This window comes from Accumulibacter sp., assembly GCF_023806565.1.
GTDB lineage: Bacteria > Pseudomonadota > Gammaproteobacteria > Burkholderiales > Rhodocyclaceae > Accumulibacter.
This window is the reverse complement of the sequence record NZ_JAMTDV010000070.1, coordinates 4,218-23,548: the sequence shown is the minus strand read 5'-3', so window position 1 is coordinate 23,548 and position 19,331 is coordinate 4,218. Positions and strand designations below refer to the sequence as shown.

General features: G+C 63.6%; 16 protein-coding genes and 1 pseudogene. 5 read left to right on the top strand and 12 right to left on the bottom strand.

Going from position 1 to position 19,331, the window contains the following annotated elements; translation table 11 throughout:
• Positions 1–46 precede the first annotated feature (46 nt).
• The 5 genes from ubiE to NFV80_RS08580 all read right to left on the bottom strand — a co-directional run bounded on the left by ubiE (position 47) and on the right by NFV80_RS08580 (position 7,651).
• Positions 47–787, bottom strand: coding sequence for a bifunctional demethylmenaquinone methyltransferase/2-methoxy-6-polyprenyl-1,4-benzoquinol methylase UbiE (ubiE, locus tag NFV80_RS08600; protein ID WP_295328431.1), 741 nt, complete (start codon positions 785–787; stop codon positions 47–49).
• Between the two features lie 31 nt (positions 788–818).
• Positions 819–1,244, bottom strand: a complete 426-nt coding sequence (locus NFV80_RS08595; RefSeq protein WP_295328433.1) for a DUF971 domain-containing protein — start codon at positions 1,242–1,244, stop codon at positions 819–821.
• A gap of 279 nt (positions 1,245–1,523) precedes the next feature.
• Positions 1,524–3,149, bottom strand: coding sequence for a hypothetical protein (locus NFV80_RS08590; RefSeq protein ID WP_295328429.1), 1,626 nt, complete (start codon positions 3,147–3,149; stop codon positions 1,524–1,526).
• A gap of 7 nt (positions 3,150–3,156) precedes the next feature.
• The gene (locus tag NFV80_RS08585; protein WP_295328427.1) at positions 3,157–3,588 is read right to left on the bottom strand and encodes an HIT family protein; all 432 of its coding nucleotides are present in this window, start codon (positions 3,586–3,588) and stop codon (positions 3,157–3,159) included.
• 187 nt (positions 3,589–3,775) lie between these two features.
• Positions 3,776–7,651, bottom strand: a complete 3,876-nt coding sequence (locus tag NFV80_RS08580; protein WP_295328425.1) for a DUF3683 domain-containing protein — start codon at positions 7,649–7,651, stop codon at positions 3,776–3,778.
• Positions 7,652–7,854: 203 nt separating this feature from the next.
• Here NFV80_RS08580 and NFV80_RS08575 point away from each other — a divergent pair, with 203 nt between their 5' ends.
• The 4 genes from NFV80_RS08575 to NFV80_RS08560 all read left to right on the top strand — a co-directional run bounded on the left by NFV80_RS08575 (position 7,855) and on the right by NFV80_RS08560 (position 12,954).
• Complete coding sequence (locus NFV80_RS08575) at positions 7,855–8,157, top strand: DUF2502 domain-containing protein (protein ID WP_295328423.1); 303 nt, start codon at positions 7,855–7,857, stop codon at positions 8,155–8,157.
• 27 nt (positions 8,158–8,184) lie between these two features.
• Complete coding sequence (gene ilvA, locus NFV80_RS08570; protein WP_295328421.1) at positions 8,185–9,834, top strand: threonine ammonia-lyase, biosynthetic; 1,650 nt, start codon at positions 8,185–8,187, stop codon at positions 9,832–9,834.
• Positions 9,835–9,950: 116 nt separating this feature from the next.
• The gene (locus NFV80_RS08565; RefSeq protein ID WP_295328419.1) at positions 9,951–11,153 is read left to right on the top strand and encodes a PatB family C-S lyase; all 1,203 of its coding nucleotides are present in this window, start codon (positions 9,951–9,953) and stop codon (positions 11,151–11,153) included.
• Positions 11,154–11,535: 382 nt separating this feature from the next.
• A complete protein-coding gene (locus NFV80_RS08560) occupies positions 11,536–12,954 on the top strand; it encodes a DEAD/DEAH box helicase (RefSeq protein WP_295328417.1) in 1,419 nt (472 codons plus the stop codon).
• Between the two features lie 48 nt (positions 12,955–13,002).
• Here the strand turns inward: NFV80_RS08560 and NFV80_RS08555 are convergent, their stop codons facing one another.
• The 4 genes from NFV80_RS08555 to NFV80_RS08540 all read right to left on the bottom strand — a co-directional run bounded on the left by NFV80_RS08555 (position 13,003) and on the right by NFV80_RS08540 (position 15,575).
• On the bottom strand, positions 13,003–13,326 hold the full coding sequence (locus NFV80_RS08555; RefSeq protein ID WP_295328416.1) for a hypothetical protein: 324 nt from the start codon (positions 13,324–13,326) through the stop codon (positions 13,003–13,005).
• A gap of 268 nt (positions 13,327–13,594) precedes the next feature.
• The gene (locus tag NFV80_RS08550; protein ID WP_295328415.1) at positions 13,595–14,200 is read right to left on the bottom strand and encodes a DUF2076 family protein; all 606 of its coding nucleotides are present in this window, start codon (positions 14,198–14,200) and stop codon (positions 13,595–13,597) included.
• A gap of 204 nt (positions 14,201–14,404) precedes the next feature.
• Positions 14,405–15,013 carry a glycine zipper domain-containing protein gene (locus NFV80_RS08545; protein WP_295328413.1) on the bottom strand — a complete coding sequence of 203 codons (609 nt, stop codon included), beginning with the start codon at positions 15,011–15,013 and terminating at the stop codon, positions 14,405–14,407.
• A 19-nt stretch (positions 15,014–15,032) separates the two neighbouring features.
• Positions 15,033–15,575, bottom strand: coding sequence for a hypothetical protein (locus tag NFV80_RS08540; protein WP_295328411.1), 543 nt, complete (start codon positions 15,573–15,575; stop codon positions 15,033–15,035).
• Positions 15,576–15,865: 290 nt separating this feature from the next.
• Here NFV80_RS08540 and NFV80_RS08535 point away from each other — a divergent pair, with 290 nt between their 5' ends.
• On the top strand, positions 15,866–16,600 hold the full coding sequence (locus tag NFV80_RS08535) for a c-type cytochrome (RefSeq protein WP_295328410.1): 735 nt from the start codon (positions 15,866–15,868) through the stop codon (positions 16,598–16,600).
• Between the two features lie 60 nt (positions 16,601–16,660).
• On the opposite strand, the gene NFV80_RS08530 is transcribed toward NFV80_RS08535, so the two are convergent.
• The 3 genes and pseudogenes from NFV80_RS08530 to NFV80_RS08520 all read right to left on the bottom strand — a co-directional run.
• Positions 16,661–17,428, bottom strand: a complete 768-nt coding sequence (locus NFV80_RS08530) for an alanyl-tRNA editing protein (protein ID WP_295328408.1) — start codon at positions 17,426–17,428, stop codon at positions 16,661–16,663.
• A gap of 116 nt (positions 17,429–17,544) precedes the next feature.
• A complete protein-coding gene (locus NFV80_RS08525) occupies positions 17,545–18,588 on the bottom strand; it encodes an AbrB family transcriptional regulator (protein WP_295328406.1) in 1,044 nt (347 codons plus the stop codon).
• Positions 18,589–18,659: 71 nt separating this feature from the next.
• Positions 18,660–19,331 (bottom strand): annotated as a pseudogene (locus NFV80_RS08520) (MFS transporter); the annotation flags it as partial.

Here is a 19,331-nt window from a genome sequence, read left to right as displayed (position 1 = left end):
GATGGCGACCGCCACTAGCATTCTCTTCATCAGTCCATGTCTCCAGTCAGAACTTGAAACCACGGTGCAGGGCGACCACGCCCAGCGCCAAATTGAAGTATTCGACCCGTTCGAGTCCCGCCTGTTCCATCAGCGATTTCAGCGCCTCCTGGTCCGGGTGAACGCGGATCGATTCCGCCAGGTAGCGGTAACTCGCCTCGTCCTGCGTAATAAGCTGCCCGAGCCTGGGAATCACCTGGAACGAATAGAAATCGTACATCGGGGCCAGCGGCCTCCAGACGTGAGAAAACTCGAGTACCAGCAGGCGTCCGCCAGGCCTGAGCACGCGCCGCATTTCTGCCAGGGCGAAGTTCTTGTGCGTCATGTTGCGAAGGCCGAAGGCAACCGTCACACAATCGAAGTAGTCCGCGGGAAACGGCAGCCTTTCGGCGTCACACTGTGCAACCGGGACGATGAAGCCTTCGTCGCAGAGCCGATCGCGGCCACGTGCCAGCATCCTCCCGTTGATGTCGGTCAACCAGACCTCTCCCTGCTCGGCGAGCTTTCTGGCAAAAGCCAGCGACAGGTCACCGGTGCCACCGGCCACGTCGAGCACCCGCCACCCCGGCCGCACCCCGCTCCTGGCAATCGCGAACGCCTTCCACAGGCGATGCAGCCCCCCCGACATCAGATCGTTCATGATGTCGTAGCGTTGTGCGACGGAATCGAAGACGCCGGCAACGTGCCGTGCCTTTTCCTCCTCGGCAACCTCTCGATAACCAAAGTGGGTCGTGTTGTGATCGCTCATCGCCTGCGATGTGGGGACGAATCTGCGAAACTCAATGCCTGCCGCACGTTCCTGGCCCCCTGGCAGCAACCGTCTGGAGGTCGGCGGGATCGCGGCTGGCGTGCGCCTGCTCGAGGCGCTTGAGGTAGGCTTGCCAGAGTCGATCGCGGTTGACGCCGAGGTCGTAAAGCAAATCCCAAGAATATAGTCCGCTGTCGTGGCCGTCCGTGAAGACCGGCCGGATGGCGTAGTTGCCGACTGCCTCGACGCGATCGATGCCGACGTCGCGCTTGCCAACCTGCAGCACTTCCTGCCCCGGCCCGTGTCCCCGAGCCTCGGCTGATGGAGTGAACACCCGCAGAAACTCGTAGCTCAGCTCGAAACGCTCACCGTCTTCAAAGCTGATTTCGAGAATACGGGATTTTTGATGCAACCTTATTTCGGTCGGAATCTTGGTGCTCTCATCCAGGCCAGCCATCGATGCCTCTGCGCAAGAACGGTGGGAAAGCCCCGCCAAGGGCTCGCGAACCATCCGCTCGCCGACCGCGCCGAAGCGGAACGTAGGGCGTGGAAAGGGTTCGCGCTCTGCACGCACGCCGGCCTGCAGTAGCCATCAGCGGGAAGGCGAGACATGATAGCGCAAAAGCGCAACCGCGACGGTACGCGTCAACACACCGGTCAGTGCCGCTTCACCACAGTCTCGCCGCAGACAGGCGCAGCCGCACTGTCTGTCGGCAGGAGTGCCTCCGCCAGGTTCTCAGAGCACGACGAAGCTGACCCTCTCGAAATCTGCTCCGTCACCCACCCGACGGAGCAGTTTCACCCGCATGCGCCGTTCGGTGTAGACTTCCAGCTCGCGCTCGGGCCGGTACCAGCCAGGCGGCAGAATCAGGCTCTGCTCGGCTCCGAGCGACGACACGGCGGGGAGCATGAACGCCCGAACATACGCTCCCGTTGCTCCCGCTGCTTGCGCCGCCGGCCGTACTGCAACTGCCTGCGGCCTGCCGGGCAGTGCCGCAATGCCGGCGAGCAGTCCGCCCCCCTGTTCCTGCATCAGCCAGACGACCTGTGCCAGGAGATGCAGACTGCCATTGTGCTGACAGATGGAAAGCAATTGCCGGGCTTCGAACTTCCTGCCAGGAATGGAACGTAACAGACGAAACCCGCTCGCGGACTCGTCGAGTACCTGCCAGGTATCGAACGCAAAGCCGAGCTGCGCCTGACGGATTTCCAGCAGCTGCGCCGAGTCGAGCATGTGCCGGAAAGCAAACAGGCTTTCAAACTCTTCTCGCGAGTAGCTGGCAGAACCCTCCGGCTGGCCAAACTCCTTACCGGAAATATGGTAGTGGATGGCGGCAAATCCTATGGCCACCTTCGCGCTACCCGAGGCTTCGTGTCGCCTACACTTGCGGGCCGCGCGCGACATGCTCCAGGGCTGGTGAAGGCGCCGGAGCAGTCGATCACAGAATGCGCCGCTGCAGTCCTCGCCCAGTCCGAGTTGCTCCGGGGCGACGCCAAGTTGGAGTTGTTTCCTGATTTGATGGATTTGGCTCAGCAGCCGCGTCACATCGATGCGACGCGGCCGACCGGCCTGCAGACGGTCCCTCGCCGAGCGCAGGCCGCAATCGAGGAGGAGGTCCACCACCAGTTCGGGAAGTGGTTCCTGTGTGTCAACCGGGTGCAAGCTCACCAGCGGCGACCACTTGTCCGCCCAGCGGCGAACCAGACCCATCTCGCGAATCGAAAACCCGTAGGGACCGGCCAGTTCGGCCAGCAGCAGTGCGATGAAAGCCGCCGTGCAGTGACTGCTGCGACCAAGGGGATCGAGCGAGTCAGGTACCGCCAGCGTCGCGACGCCCCATTCCTCGGCACTAGAGTAATAACCGTGCAACTTGAGCCAGACACCCGCTGGCAGCGCCTGGCGGGCGCGATGGTGCTCGACGATGACCATGCCCGCGTAGTAGATGCAGCGATGCAGGATCATCGCCAGCCGCTGTGAATCCACCTTGCCGTCGATGCTGCTCGGTAGTTGCGCGCAGTGTGCGTAGGCGCGCGCCGCTTTCTGCCAAATGGCGACCACCTGGCGAAAAGCGTTCGCCTCGGTGTCGCCGAGCGGCAATGGCTTATTGACGTACTGACGGGCAAGCTCTTCGGCCACGAAACAGAGGGATATTCGTGTCTGTTCGAGCAACTGCAGGTAGACCTCTCCCGCCGGCGGGGTCTGCAACAGGCGGTCGAGGAAATGACTGATTTCAAACGCCGCCTGTTGCGAATTTGCCAGCGGAAGCCGCGAGAGAATCCGGAAGCCGGTTTGCAGGTCAGAAATTTTCAAGCCTGCCGGGACCTTGGCGAGGACCGCCTGCATCATGTTCTCGGTTCCCATTGGCCGCCTATCTCGTGCGCAGGGCAGCGATGATCTGGTCGCCGAGTTGCCGCGGATCGACGGAGCTGCGGTGCGGAGCATGCACGCGTTGCGGCGTTGCCCAGACGGGCTGCGGAAAATGCCGGTCGTCGCGCCAGCGTGGAATCAGGTGCCAGTGCACGTGCGGCGTCATGTTTCCCAGGCTCGCAAGATTGATCTTGTCCGGCTGATACAGCGTACGGATTGCGCTTTCCACGGCGAACAACACATTCATCAGTTGCATCCGTTCGTGCGGCGGCAGGTCGGTCATCTCGCGCAGGTGCCGATGCAGGATGATGCGGCAGAAACCGGGATAATCCGGGTCGTTGACCATGACGACGCGACAAAGGTCGCTTTCCCACACCACTTCGCCCCCTGGCGACTCGCACAGCTCGCAGTCCTGAAACCCTTCTTTGCCCACTTTCCGGCTCCTTGCTCATTTCGGGTGCCAATGCACCGTCTTGATCGGAACGATAAGCCAGCGAACGTAAAGCCGTAAGGAACTAGGTCACGGATCGAGCAGGGTTCGCCCGGGAAACGGTGAGCAAGGGCGCTGTGCGCCGGACCGCCGAAGCAGGAAAGCGCTTTCGGGATGCCGTCCCGGGAAGCTAGAGCAGTACCCGCTCGATCCCGCCGTGGTTTGCCTTGTGGACGTATTGCGCCATCCAGTCGTCGCCGAGCAGACGCTTGACCATCTCGACAACGATGTAGTCCGCCCGGGTGCCAGCGTCGTCGTTGAAGCGTGACAGTCCCTGCAGACAGGACGGGCAGGAAGTCAGCAGCTTGATCTCGCCCGCGAACTGGTCACCGCGCAGTCGCCCGGCGACCTTCGTGATCTCTTCCTGCTTGCGCCACCGCACCTGGGTCGATACGTCGGGGCGTGTCGCTGCCAGCGTTCCCGACTCGCCGCAGCAGCGCTCCGAGAGCTCGACCGCCTGCCCCATCAGCTTGTTGACCACGCGTATGGCCGGCATCGTTCGCATCGGTGCATGGCAGGGATCGTGGTACATGTAGCGGGTACCGACAATCCCTTCCATGCGCACTCCCTTTTCCAGCAGGTATTCGTGGATGTCGAGCAGGCGGCAACCGGGGAAGATCTGTTCGAAGTGATACTTCTCCAGTTGGTCGAGGCAGGTGCCACAGGAGACGATGACCGTCCGGATGTCGAGATAATTGAGCGTATTGGCGACCCGGTGAAACAGTACCCGATTGTCGGTAGTGATCCGCTGCCCGTGGTCGGCGTCGCCGGCGGCCGTCTGTGGATAGCCGCAGCACAGGTAACCCGGCGGCAGGACCGTCTGCGCCCCGACTTCGTAAAGCATTGCCTGCGTTGCCAGGGCCACCTGCGAGAACAGGCGCTCGGAACCGCACCCCGGAAAATAGAAAACCGCATCGCCGTCGTAATCGGCGGCGCCGACTTTGTTCGGATCGCGGATGATCGGAACGATCCTGTCGTCCTCGATGTCGAGCAGGGCGCGCGCCGTGCGCTTGGGCAATCCGCCGGGCATCGGCTTGTTGACGAAGTGGATGATCTGCGTGCGGACCGATGGCGAACCGAGCGTCGCCGGTGGCTGCCGGACCTGGCCCTGGATCAGCCCGAACGACCTGGCGAAGCCGTGCGCCAACCCCTGGGCCTGATAACCCCAGTCGATCATGACCTTGCGCAGCAGCCTGATGAACACCGGATCCTTGATCGTCAGGAAAGTCATCGCCGCCGCCTTCGCCGGGACGAATTTCCGCTTTCCCTGCTCTCGCAGCAGATTGCGCATCCTGATCGACACGTTGCCGAAGTCGATATCGACCGGGCACGGGGTGGCGCACTTGTGGCAGATCGTGCAGTGATCGGCGACGTCGCTGAACTCGTCGAAATGCCGCAGCGAGACACCGCGCCGCGTCTGCTCCTCGTAGAGAAAAGCCTCGATCAGCAGTGAGGTGGCGAGGATCTTGTTGCGTGGCGAATAGAGCAGGTTGGCACGCGGCACGTGCGTCGAGCAGACGGGTTTGCACTTGCCGCAGCGCAGGCAGTCCTTGACCATCGTCGAGATGTTGCCGATCTCCGATTGCTCCATGATCAGCGACTCGCTGCCGAGCAGCGAAAACGATGGCGTGTAGGCGTTTGCCAGGTCGGCTCCGGGCAGCAGCTTGCCCTTGTTGAAACGTCCCTCCGGGTCGACCCTGGCCTTGTACTCGCGAAACGGCCGAATCTCGTCTTCGTCGAGAAACTCGAGCTTGGTGATGCCGATCCCATGCTCACCAGAGACGACTCCGTCGAGTGAGCGCGCCAGCGTCATGATACGTTCGACGACGCCGTAAGCCGTCTGCAGCATCTCGTAATGGTCGGAATTCACCGGAATGTTGGTGTGTACGTTGCCATCGCCAGCGTGCATGTGCAGCGCGACGAACAGCCGGCCCCGAAGTGTCTCCCGATGGATCGCAGCAATGCGATCGAGCACCGGCCGATAGACGATGCCGTCGAAAATGTCCGCGAGTTGTGGTTGCAGCTCTCTCTTCCAGGAGACGCGCAGCGAGTAATCCTGCAGGCGATGGAAGAGCATGGGACTGGCGGCGCGGTTGCGCAGCACCTCGGCATGCACGCCGAATGCCGCGAAGTGGGCTTCCGCCTGCGGCAGCGGCAGATCAAGATGGTCCAGCAGCCACTGCCAGCGCGCGCGTACGCCGGCGACGGCTTCCAGCGCCGCGGCCCGCCGTTCGCCGATCAGCACTTCGCTGTCGAGATCGGAGTCGCCGCGATGCAGCGGCAGTTCACCGCTCAGGAAATCGCGCAGGGCATCACAAAGCGAAAGCTTGTTGCCGATCGACAGCTCGATGTTGATCCGCTCGATGCCGTCGCAGTACTCACCCATGCGCGGCAGCGGAATCACGACGTCTTCGTTCAGTTTGAAAGCGTTGGTGTGGCGGGAAATGGCCGCGGTACGCGACCGGTCGAGCCAATACTTCTTGCGCGTTTCGGCATCGACGGCGATGAAGCCTTCGGCGCTGCGCAGGTTGCACATGCGAACGACAGCCGAAGCGGCGGTCATCACCGCGGCCTCGTCGTCGCCTACGATGTCGCCGATGAGGACCATTTTCGGTCGGCCCGCGGTTTCTGCCCTGCGCTTTGCCTTGGTGGCGTAGCCGACGGCGCGCAGGTAACGTTCGTCGAGGTGCTCGAGACCGGCGAGCTGGACTCCCGCCGCCCTGCCTTCACCACCAGGTTTGAAGTAATCGGTGATTTCGACGATCGCGGGCACCGCCTCGCGCACCTGACCGAAGAATTCGAGGCAGACCGTACGCGCGTGTGCCGGCATGGAGTGCAGGATCCAGCGGGCGGCGACGATCAGACCGTCGGTACCTTCCTTCTGCACGCCGGGCAGTCCGGCCAGGAACTTGTCGGTGACGTCCTTGCCGAGACCGGCCTTGCGGAATCGCGCGCCAGGAATCGCCAGAATCTCGGGTGGTCCGTACGGCTTGCGTCCGTCCCGGTGGAAGCGCCTGATCTCGAAGCGCACCTCCTCCTGCTCGTGGATCTTGCCGAAATTGTGGTCGAGACGCGTCACCTCCATCGGGTGGCCGCTGGCGTCGATCATTTTCCACCAAGCCAGGTTGTCGAGCGCGGTTCCCCAGAGGACCGCCTTCTTGCCACCGGCGTTCATCGCAACGTTGCCGCCGATACACGAAGCTTCGGCCGAGGTCGGATCGACGGCAAATACCCGCCCGGCGGCCGCTGCCGCCTCGGCAACGCGGGCGGTGACGACGCCGGCACCAGTGCGAATGGTGGCGTAGCGGCGATCACAACCCGGCAGGAGCACCTCCTCGACGGCCCCGAGGTCGACCAGCTTTTCCGTGTTGATCACTGCCGAAAGCGGTGTCAGCGGGACCGCACCGCCGGTGTAGCCGGTACCACCGCCGCGCGGGATGATCGTCAGTCCGAGTTCGATGCAGCCGCGCACCAGCGGACCGACTTCGTCTTCGTCATCGGGATAGAGCACGACGAACGGGTATTCGATCCGCCAGTCCGTCGCGTCGGTGACGTGCGACACGCGCGCCAGGCCGTCGAAGGCGATGTTGTCGCTGCGCGTGTGCCGGGCCAGCACCTTCCTGACCCGGGCACGCAGCCGGGCGGTATCAGTGAAGTGCTGGGCGAAGGACTGGACCGCCTCTTCGGCGGCATTGATCAGCAGCAGCACCTTCTCGTTGCCCTGCCGCCGCTTGCCGATTTCCCGCAAGCGGTGACGAAGCGCCTCGACGAGCGCCGCACGACGGTTGCGATTGGCCAGCAGATCGTCTTCCAGGTAGGGGTTGCGCTGTACTACCCAGATGTCGCCTAGTACTTCGTAGAGCATCCTGGCCGAGCGCCCAGTGACCCTCTCGGCGCGCAGCTCGTCGAGGAGCGCCCACATTTCCGCTCCGAGCAGGCGAATCACGATCTCGCGATCGGAGAACGACGTATAGTTGTAGGGAATTTCGCGCAGACGTGCGTTCATCGCTGGTCGCCGCCAAAGCGCGAATTCTATCCCAGGGATGCACGGAAAGGCCCGCAGCATTGGCTGTGTCTATCGAATGACTCGCAAAGAGTCGCCGCTGAGTCGGGTAGAATCAGACTGAAAGGCAATTTGTGGCGGTGCCGACCCCTGCGTGCAGTCGCTTCCGGTTGCCTGACAAACACTCGTCAGCAAAGGGAAGGTCGATGAACAGGAAGCTTGCTTGTCTCGTGTTGCTTTTCGCGCCATTGATCGGCGACGCCGCCGACATCCAATTCAACATCGGTAACGTACAGGTGAACAATCCTCCACCGACACGCAACTTCGGGGACCGCGACAAGCGCGGCTACTACTGGGATGGGAAGACCTGGCGCGATCCGGGCTACTGGGAAAGGCACCATGGCAATGGCAATGGCCAGGGCAAGGCCAAAGGCAAGGGTTACCATTGTCCTCCGGGTCAGGCAAAGAAAGGCAACTGCGCGCCGCCGGAGCCCACACCCTATCGCTGAGCGCGAGGCAATGCCGGCAGGCGCAGGATGCGCGGCAATGGCTCATCGACCGCCGCCTGTCGGTCGAGCACGAGAACAGGCGAACAGGACGCCGATCGTTCTTCGCTCGGCGCGCCGCTGCTGCTAGAATCAAGAGTTTCCGCCAGCGTCGCCTCTTCTGCCGTCATGCACACGGACTATCTCGAAAGAATTCTCAACGCGCAGGTCTACGACGTCGCGATTGAAACGCCACTCGATCTCGCACCAGGTCTTTCGGCGCGAATCGGCAATCGCATCCTGCTCAAGCGCGAAGACCTGCAGCCGGTGTTTTCCTTCAAACTGCGCGGTGCGTACAACAAGATCGTCCATCTCTCCGCCGAGAAGCTCAAGCGCGGAGTCATCTGCGCATCGGCCGGAAACCACGCGCAGGGGGTCGCGCTGGCTGCATCCAAGGTGGGTTGCCGAGCGGTGATCGTGATGCCGACGACGACGCCGCAAATCAAGATTCACGCGGTACAGGCGCGCGGCGGCGAAGTCGTTCTCGCCGGTGATTCGTACGATGACGCGTACGCGCACGCTCTGGAACTGGAGAAGGTCGAGAAGCTGAGCTTCGTGCACCCCTTCGACGATCCCGACGTGATCGCCGGGCAGGGGACGATCGGCATGGAAATTCTGCGTCAGCACGCCAAGCCGATTCATGCCGTTTTTTGCTGCGTCGGCGGTGGCGGTCTGATTTCCGGCGTAGCCGCCTATATCAAGCGGGTCCGACCAGAAACCAGGATCATCGGCGTCGAGGCTGTCGACGCCGATGCCATGGCGCGCTCCTTGAAGGCCGGCAAACGCGTGCGGCTGGAGCACGTCGGCCTGTTTGCCGATGGTGCGGCAGTGAAATTTGTCGGCGACGAGACTTTCCGCCTCTGTCAGACCTACGTTGACGAAATGGTGCTGGTCGATACCGACGCCATCTGCGCGGCGATCAAGGACGTCTTCGAGGACACCCGCGCCGTTCTCGAACCTGCCGGCGCGCTGGCGGTGGCCGGTGCCAAGGAATACGCCAGGTTGCACCGGCTGAAGGAGCGGACGCTGCTTGCCGTCGCCTCCGGCGCCAACATGAATTTCGATCGCCTGCGTTTCGTCGCCGAACGGGCGGAGATTGGCGAACAGCGCGAAGCCGTTTTTGCCGTGACCCTGCCCGAACGGCCGGGCGCCTACAAACGATTCGTTTCGCTGATTGGCGCCCGCAACATCACCGAGTTCAACTATCGCTACAACGACCAGCGCGACGCGCATGTCTTCGTCGGTGTCCAGGTCGCTTCGCGCGCCGAGTCGGTGCGCCTGCTCGAACACCTGCGCAAGCACGATTACCCGACACTCGATCTGACCGATGACGAGATGGCCAAGGGCCACATTCGCCACCTCGTCGGTGGGCACGCGCCGGCGATCGACAACGAGATTCTCTACCGCTTCGAGTTTCCCGAGCGCCCCGGTGCGCTGATGAACTTCCTCAACCGCATGAGCGCCGGCTGGAATATCAGCCTCTTTCACTACCGAAACCACGGCGCCGACTACGGCCGTGTGCTGATCGGCATGCAGGTGCCACCGAACGAGATGGGTGATTTCGAGGACTTTCTTCGCAAACTCGGCTACGCGCACTGGAACGAGAGCAACAATCCGTCGTACCGCTTGTTCCTCGGTTAGCGGACTGGCGACGGGTTGGAACACTACGCGCTGATCACATTTTCCCGGATGCCCTGGGTGACTGTGCCCGGGTGCATTCCGGTCGATTCGGACTCTTGCCAGAAGATCTCGGTGGAATGCCCGTGAACGTCACCGGCAAGGGCGACGAACCGAGCGCCAGGACGCCATCGGCGAACGACTTCGACCGCGTCATCGACCACCGCGGCGGTGATTCGATGAAGTGGAACCGCTACGCCGGCCGCGACGTGCTCCCCCTGTGGGTCGCGGACATGGATTTTGCGGCACCGCCGGCAATCGTCGAAGCGCTGCGCAAGCGAGTTGCGCACGCCTGTTTCGGCTACTCCGAGCCCTGGCCTGCCCTCTACGAGGCAGTGCTCGGGAATCTGCGGCGTGAGTACGGCTGGCGAGTTGCTGCCGAGTGGCTCGTCTGGCTGCCCGGGCTGGTGACCGGGCTCAACGTCGCCTGTCGCGCCATCGATGGCGACGTCCTGACGGCAACGCCGATCTATCCGCCATTTCTTTCCGCGCCTCGCCTTTCTGGCCGACGGCTAGCCACGGTCGCGCTGCGTCACGAAGCGGGCCGCTGGGGTTGGGACTTCGCCGGGCTCGAGGCGGCACGGACTCCCGCCAGCCGCCTGCTGCTGTTGTGCCATCCACACAATCCGGTCGGGCGGGCGTGGAACCTGGACGAGTTGCGCGAAATCGCAGATTTCTGCAGGCGGCACGACCTGATTGTCTGCTCCGACGAAATCCATTGTGGCCTGATCCTCGACGAGGAGCGGCAGCACCTGCCGCTGGCGCTCCTCGATGGCGACCTCGCCCGGCGCAGCATCACCCTGATGGCGCCGTCGAAGACCTACAATATTCCTGGCCTCGGCTGTGCCTTTGCAGTGGTTCCCGACGCCACGCTGCGCCGCCGCTTCATCGCCGCCACACGCGGCATCGTGCCGCATGTCAATACCCTGGGCCTGGTGGCGACCGAGGCAGCGTACCGCGACTGTGATGACTGGCGTCGTACCTTGCTTGGCGTATTGCGCCGCAATCGCGACCGCGTCGAGGCGGCGATCGCCGAGCTTCCCGGGTTGGCCGTGAGCCATGTCGAGGCGACCTATCTGGCGTGGATCGACGCGACTGGCCTGGGCATCGACGATCCGGCTGCGTTTTTCGAAGCGGCAGGCGTTGGTCTTTCCGACGGCGCCGATTTTGCCTTGCCGGGATGGGTACGCCTCAACTTCGGCTGTCCTCGCGCCACCCTGGATGCAGCGCTCGAACGAATGCGGGTTGCCTGTCACGCATTGTTCGACGGGCGCGCTGGCTGACGGTACGGGGCTCCCGTCGTCGATCGCATACCCTCCCGGAACCCCCTCGGGAGCTACTGGCGGCGATCCGTTCCGGTCGCTGCGTGAATCCGGCAAAGAAAAGCAGCAGCCACGCCAGCCGGTGCTATAATGCGAGCTGCGCGCACTGCAGCGCGCACCGAGCATCGCGAACCTGGCCGTAACTCTCAAGCCCTCCTGCCTTCTGGTGTCGATTCATTCAGCGCCGTTCTGGCACAAAGCTTTTGTGCTGATGGGTGCTGACTCCGGTTGATCGAACAGAGTCTGTCTCTCCAGCTTCTTCGTTGGTTGGCGTTGCCCCCTTTGACTTCGCAGCGCGCCATGCCGCTAGGGCAGCGCGCCGCATATCCACACGAAAGAGAACATGACTTTTGCCCAAATCGGCCTTCACCCATCCCTCCTCAAGGCACTGAGCGAAGCCGGCTACAATGAGCCGACCGCGGTTCAGCGAGAGGCCATTCCCGCGGCCCTTGCCGGTCGTGACCTGATCGTTTCTTCGCAGACCGGATCGGGCAAGACTGCCGCTTTCCTGCTCCCGGCGCTGCATCTCTTTGCCGCGCAGGAACGTCCACTGGTCGTGCCGCGTGGCAGCGCACCGCAACGCCGTCCGGGAGCGCGTGGACACGATCGCTTCCGCTTCCAGCCGGCTGCGCCGAAAATGCTGGTACTGGCGCCGACGCGTGAACTCGCGCTACAGGTGACCGCTGCCAGCGAAAAGTACGGACGACAGCTACACCAGTTGCGGGCCGTCGCCATCCTCGGCGGCATGCCCTATGCCAGACAGATGGAACTTCTCGGCCGCAACCCGGAAATTCTGGTGGCGACCCCGGGTCGACTGATCGACCACATGAATGCGGGCAAGATCGATTTTTCGCAACTGCAGATCCTGGTGCTCGACGAAGCCGACCGCATGCTCGACATGGGCTTCATTGACGACATCGAAACAATCGTCGCCGCGACACCTGCTTCGCGGCAGACATTGCTCTTCTCGGCGACTCTGGACGGCGTGGTGGGCGACCTGGCGCAGCGCATGACGCGTGCCGCGCTGCGCATTCAGGTCGATGCCGTTTCGGCGAGGCACGACCATATCGAGCAGAGGATGCATTTCGTCGACGATCTGGCGCACAAGAACCGGTTGCTCGACCATCTGCTGCGCGACGCGTCGATCGATCAGGCGCTGGTATTCACTGCCACCAAACGCGATGCCGATACGCTCAGCGATCGTCTCAACCTCGCCGGCCTCAACGCCGCGGCGCTGCATGGCGACATGCATCAAGGGGCGCGCAATCGCACACTCACTGCGCTGCGTCGCGGTCAGCTGCGAATTCTGGTTGCCACCGACGTTGCCGCGCGCGGAATCGACGTGCCGACGATCACGCACGTGTTCAATTACGACCTGCCGAAAGCCGCGGAAGACTATATTCACCGCATCGGTCGCACCGGTCGCGCTGGCCGCAGCGGTCTGGCAATCTCGCTGGTTCATCACGCCGAGCAGTTCAGCGTCCGCAGGATCGAGCGCGTCACTCGTCAGGCGATTGCGGTCGAAGTCGTCGCCGGCCATGAACCGACCCGGCGGACGCCGTCGACGACTCCTCGCCCCGCCGGCAAGCCGGCCTGGAAAGCTGGCGAGAAGCGAGCGCCGGCAGCCGGACAGGCCGACGGCCGTTTCCCCAAACCGGCAGCAGCGAGGCGCGACGGTGCGCCGCGTACGCGTCATGAAGGATCCGCAAAGAGCGGTCCCGTACGCGCTGGTGGCCGTCGTCCGGGTTACGAAGGTCACTGAACAGCAGGGAACGAAGGAAACTCGGTTGCCAGTCCAGTGCGAATCGGCTCAGTCCCGTTCCCAGTGGCCACCGTGTTGCCGCCAGTGGTCACCCTCGCGCTCCCAGCGGTAAGGTACCCACCGCTGGCCGTAACGGGGTGATGACCAGTATCCCGGTGCCCACTCGTAACGTCCGCCGCGCCAGTGCCAGGCACCGGCAATCCACACGTAGCCGATTGCCGGTGCGGGACCGACATACTCGACGCGCGGAGGCGGTGGCGGAACCATTACCGGCTCCACGTACACCGGACGGGCGGGTGGTGCGACGATGCAGCCGCTCAGCGAAACGACGACGACGGCAAGTGCCGACAGCAGGAATCTTGGCGGTTTCATGACATCGCTCCTCGGTTCGAATAGCGGCTTCCGGTCGGGCGAATGCCGGTCATCATGATCGGCAGCCGGGGCTTCCGGCATCAGCCTTCGCCCGTAGTGAACAACGTTGCAGGCGACTGGGCGATGACAATCTCCTCTGTGGCTGGTGCTTGCTTCGAAGAAGGCGAATCACCGGATTCCTTGGCGTTTCGGGGGGGCTGCCCGTCTTGCCGGAGATCTGCAACCGCACGGCAGACCGCATGTTCCGGCGGGCCGATCTGCGTTGTCGTCAGACCCAGTCCGCGTCGTCGTCGGGACCCAAGGAACTCAAGTCGTTGTCGGCCTCACTGCGGTAGTCATTAACCTCGTCGACCGCGGCGCTTTCACTCGGTAGCCGCGAGAGCAACGGGTTGCTGTCCGACAGGACGTTGCTCTGGCCGCTGTGACTACCGAACAGGTGTTCGATTCCCTGAAACAGAAACGATCCAGCAACGACGCCGGCAGCGGTTGACGCCAGCGTTCCCAGGAAACCCGAGCCCCGAGGAGGGGAAATCGCCGCCGGGGCGGGTGCCGGGGCGGTCGGCGCATAGGCCCAGGGGCGCGCTGTCGATGCCGGTTGCGCTGGGGTGTTTCCCCATGCGCTGCTGTCGAGAAAACCACTCGCCGTGGGCCGCTGGGATTCCTGCTCCCGCTTCATACGGGCGATTTCCGCCTGCAGATTTTCGACAGCCTGCTCCAGGAGAAGGTTTCGCTGGACCAGCAGGTAGTTCGCATCGGGCTGAGTACGGCAGGCCTCCTGGATGAGCCTGTCGGCTTCGGCGTCCTTGGTGCCGACGCGAGCTTCCGCCAGCTGTTGCAGAAAGCGACCGAGCCTTTCTCGTTCGTCGATATTCATGGCTTGCCTCCGTCGTTTGCAAAAGGGTGCTGCCAATGATGAAGGCAAAGCTGCCGCTTGCAGGTAGCGCTATTGCAACGGTTTGTAACCTGCTGTTTTGAGCACTTTTCGCCACCGCTCGGGGCAAGGCGCGAGCAACAAGCCCCACGCGGTTCGTGGCTGCCCCGGCCCGGAAAGATCCGCCCGCCGCTTGCGGACACCGCGCTATCGGCTCTTGTACGGAACCCCTTGCGGTGGTGGCGTGTTCGGCAGAGGATAGCCACCCGGCGGCGGGCCGAACTGCGGCGTCATGTCCGGCGCCGGCGTGTTCGCCGGTGGATAGACGGCGGATGGGGGTCCCGCATTCAGCGGGTAAGCTGGAGGCGTGCGCCGTTGCACGACCTGACCGGGCACCTGGTTCCCGCGCGCGTACATGCACTGCATGTAGGCGATGTCGTAGCGTCGCTGCAAGTCGTAAGAAGTTGCATAAACCGTGTTGCTGCCCATCGCGCCGCCGAAGAGCAATCCGGTACCCGCACCGATCGCAGCGCCCTGGCCGGCTTGACCCGACGCCGATCCGATGATTGCGCCGGCGGCTGCACCAATGGCTGTCGCTGCGGCCGCCGTGCCGACCGCCGCATCGTTGGCCGCCTGGCCCGCCGGCGCTGTGAATGCCTGGGCGTACTGCTGGCAGGCGATGTCGTCGTTGCGGAACTGGTCGAATGACTTCTGTTGTCCCGGCAGGACCAGCACCGTCGGACCGGTCGGCGCGGTGACGCAGCCGGCGAGGAGCAGGAGCGCCGCCAGTGGCAGCAAGAATGGTCGTCTTTCCATGATGATCCTCCTTGGTGGCCTATTGCGCCAGCTTGGGCCGCGACCCGGTGCCCGTGTTTGCCTGAGGCACTACCCGCAACCAGGCGTCGTCACAGTTTCGCACGTATGGGTAGTAACCGGCTGGCTTCGTGCAATAGAACCAGAACGCCGGCGCCGGCGCCGGCGCTGGAGTGTCCTGCGCGGCTGGCGCCACTAGCTCGACCGGCTGCTCGACGACGATTGCCGGCGCCGTGACCGCGTACGGGGGGTAGCCGTATAGGTAAGGATAGCCGTAAGCATAGGGCCAGGGGCCCCAATACGCTGGCGCGCCAAAATAGAGGCCGACGCTGGGGCCCCAATACGCACCTCCCCATCCGCCGCGATAACCATGCCAGCCACCATAGTAGCCGCCGTGCCAGCCGGCGCCGCCTCCGTGCCAGTTGCCACCGCCCGCGTAAACGGCGCCCGCAGTGCCGTGGAAGCCCGTGCCGCCGCCACTCACACCACGGCTCTGGGCAGTTGCGGTCCCGCTCAGCGCTGTGGACAACAGCAGCGCCGCAACACCAACCAGTCGCATGTTCATTGCGTACACTCCTCTGCGTCGTTTGTGTGCGACCGCCGAACCGGGTTGGCGGCAGGTCTCTACGCGCATATTATCCGCCCTTTCCTCACCGGCGGATGGGCAGGTCGAGGGCGACGCTCGCTTTCGACTTGCGCGTGTGGCACGATGCAGGGGCTTCCCCGAGATGGCAACATGATGGATGATGCCGCCCGTCGGCCGGCAGATGGAGGACTCCTCGCGACGGCGATCGACAGGCGGCTTGCCGGCCGCAAGGGCAACTCGCAAGTCGCGAGGACAACGGGGAACTGGCAATGAAGATTCGGGTTGTGGCACTCACTCTGGCGCTGGTCGCCGTCGCGCCGGCGTATGCCGAGCCATCGGCAGCGCGCGCTGCCGGCCTTGACGTCAGGGATTACCCATGGCAGGCAGCGGCGGGCGAGAAGGGCGAAGCACTGGAGCGCAAGGGCGACAGAAAGCGCGGTGAGGAAATCTACGCCCTGTGCCGCAGTTGCCATCTGCCGTCGGCTGGCGGACGTGCGGACGGCAGCATCCCGCAACTCGCTGGGCAGCATGGCAGCGTCCTGATCAAACAGATGGCCGACATTCGTGGTGGCGTGCGTGACAATCCGACTATGTACCCGTTTGCCGCGGTTTTCACGGACCCGCAAGATCTCGCGGACCTCGCCGCGTACCTCGAAGGCCTGTGCATCCCGTCTGATCACGGCCAGTACGAGGGAACGGATGCAGATCGGCAAGTGGCAAAAGGCCGGGCGCTCTACGAAAAGGATTGTCGGGGGTGCCATGGAGCCAGCGGCGAAGGCGCGAGGCACAAGTTCTACCCGGTGATCGCCGGCCAGCACTACCGCTATCTGCTGCGTCAGATGACCGAAATCCGCGACGGCAAGCGCCGCAACGCCAACCCGGAGATGGTCGGAATCATCGGCAAGTACGACGACGAGCAACTGGTCGCCGTTGCGGCCTACCAAGCGAGTCTGCGCATGCCCGGGAAAATGTGCAAGGCGAAGACGCCGGCCAGGAAGCAATAGAAGCCCTTTTCGCCTGCGTTCCCTTCGTTCGGCGCAGCAAGACCATCCGGCAGTCCGCAATCAGTCACCGGCCGACTGCCGCAGGGCGGCCGGAGCCGGCCTGTGCTCGCCGCCGGCGGCGAAACCGAGGATTACCCGCCGCGTCATCGCACTCTTCTTTTCGATCCGGCTGACGATGACATTGCCAACCTCGGCGGTGTTCGCCACGTGCGTGCCGCCGCAGGGTTGCAGGTCGACTCCCTCGATGTCGAGCACACGGACGCGGCCCAGACCGCGTGGTGGTTGCACGCTCATGCTGCGTACCAGCTGCGGGTTGGCGTCGAGTTCTTCCTCGCTGATCCAGCGCTGGCGCACCGGGTGTGCTTCACTGACCAGGCGCGCGATGCCGGCGCTGAGCATTTCCTTGTCGAGCGCTTCGCTGGTGTGGAAATCCAGCCGCGCGTACGCAGCGGTGATCGAGCAGCCATCGACCGCGTACGGCAGCAGCGCGCACAGCAGGTGCGTTGCCGTGTGGAAGCGCATGTGAGCGTACCGGCGCGCCGCGTCGATGCACACCGTGACCGGAGTGCCCGGCGTGAACGCGACCAAGCTTGCGTCTGGCGCCGGCACATGCATGATGTCGCCGGCACGCAGCTTGTGCTTGCGTGTGTCGACAATCGCCAGGGTAACGCCGGCCGCCGTGCGCAAGGTGCCCGTATCCCCCGCCTGCCCACCGCCCAAAGGATAGCAGACGGTGCGATCGAGAACGATGCCGAACTCGTCAACCGCGAGCACGGTGGCCTGGCACTCGCGCAAGGTGGCGTCGTCGCGAAAGAGTTCTTCGGTCATGCGGATTCCGATAGGCAGATGTACAGGTCGGTCACGGTTGCTGTTGCGCACGCGCCGCTGCCAGTATAGTCCTGCGAGCGCCGCGCGGAAGGCCGTCGCCCTCGCTTTCCCGAAGCTTACGAATGGTCCGGCCGATCGGCAGTTCGACGCCAGCGGGAGAATATCCGGAAGGCAGCCGGAGCCAGCAGCGTCAGAATCGCCAGGCGAACGACGTGCGCCGCGACAACCAGTGGAACGGCGAGATGGAAGTGAGTTGCGGTCAGCGACATTTCGGCAATGCCTCCCGGCGCGAAACTTAGCAGCAGGTCGGGAAATATCAGGTGGGTCACATGGGTCAGCAGGAAAGCGAGCATTGTCGTGCTGGCCAGGAAGCCGAGACCGAGAACGGCGATCCCCGCCAGGAATGCCGGCGCCTTGTGGAGAAAGTCCGGGCCAAAGCGGCAACCAAGGGATACGCCGATCAACAGTTGTCCAGCCGCGCCCAGCCAGTCGGGCAATGCAGAAAGGGGATTGCCGCCGATGCCCAGACTGGCAACGGCAGACAGGGTTCCGAGTAGCAAGGCGTTGGGCAGGCAGAGCAGGGTGAATGCGCCGACACCCGCAAGGCTCGCCGCGGCCATCAGGGCGAGACGTTGCCACAGGAACTCGCTCGTCTCGATCGGCGCCAGCTTCGTGCCGTGTGTGTTGGTCACGGTCAGCACCAGCGGAACGATCAGCACCACCAACATTACCCGCACGGCGTGAGCAGCGGCCACCCGGTCGACGGAGGCCATCCGCTGATCGGGCAGATTGGCCATTTCCGACGCACCTCCGGGCATCGCAGCGAAAAAGGCTGTCGGCCCGCCGGCCAAGCGGCAGCGAACCTGCGCTGCGGCTCCGACGAACCCGGCAAGCAGAGAGGCGAATGCCATGCCGACGATGAGAAACGCATGCGAAGCCACTTCGGAAGTGACTGCCGAAGTGAAATGGAGCCCAATATTGATTCCGACCACCCATTGTCCAAGCTGACGGGCGCCGGGCGGCGCGAGCAGCAGCAGCTCCGAAACTCGATCCATGGCCACGGCGTACAGGGATCCTACCAGCCAGGGCAGCGGCAAGTGGCACCAGCGCCAAAGCTGGCACCTGCGATCGCCCAGCAGAATCCCGCCTGCGATTGCCACGCCGTGGCGCAGCGCGGTGGGCCTCGGCGCCCACTTCGGAATGTCGGTCGCTCACCGCCGCGTCCCATCCGTCACTTCTTGGCAAGAGCAAGGCCAGAGTCGCCGCGAAAGGCGATTCCTCCTCGCTGATACAGCATCAGGGTGGCGCACAGACCGCAGATGGCGGCGATACTCATCCAGTATCCAGGCGCCGTCTTGTCGCCAGTCATCTCGATCAGCCAGGTGGAGATCATTGGTGTGAAACCACCGAAAATCGCTGTTGCCAAGCTGTAGGCGAGCGAAAAGCCTACCGTGCGAACATGGGCAGGCATCACTTCGGTGAGTGCCACGACGGCGGCGCCGTTGTAACTCGCGTACAGGAAAGACAACCAGAGCTCGGCCAGCAGCAGGTTTTCGAAGCTGATGTGGGCCATCAGCCAGGAAAGAACCGGATATACGGTCAGGATGGAGAGAACGGTGAAAGCGAGCAGAACCGGTCGGCGCCCGACCTTGTCCGATACGGCGCCCATCACCGGCAGCCAGAAAAAGTTCGACCGGCCGATGCAGAAAGTCGTCGGCAGACTGTCCGCGGAACTCAGCCGGAGAACGCTCTTGCCGAATGTCGGCGTATAGACCGTGATCAGGTAAAAGGATACCGTGGTCATCACGACCATCATGATCCCGGCGACGACTATGCGCCAGTTCTGTGTGATGGAACGAACGATTTCGCGAAATCCGGGACGGTGCTTGCGGGCCAGAAACTC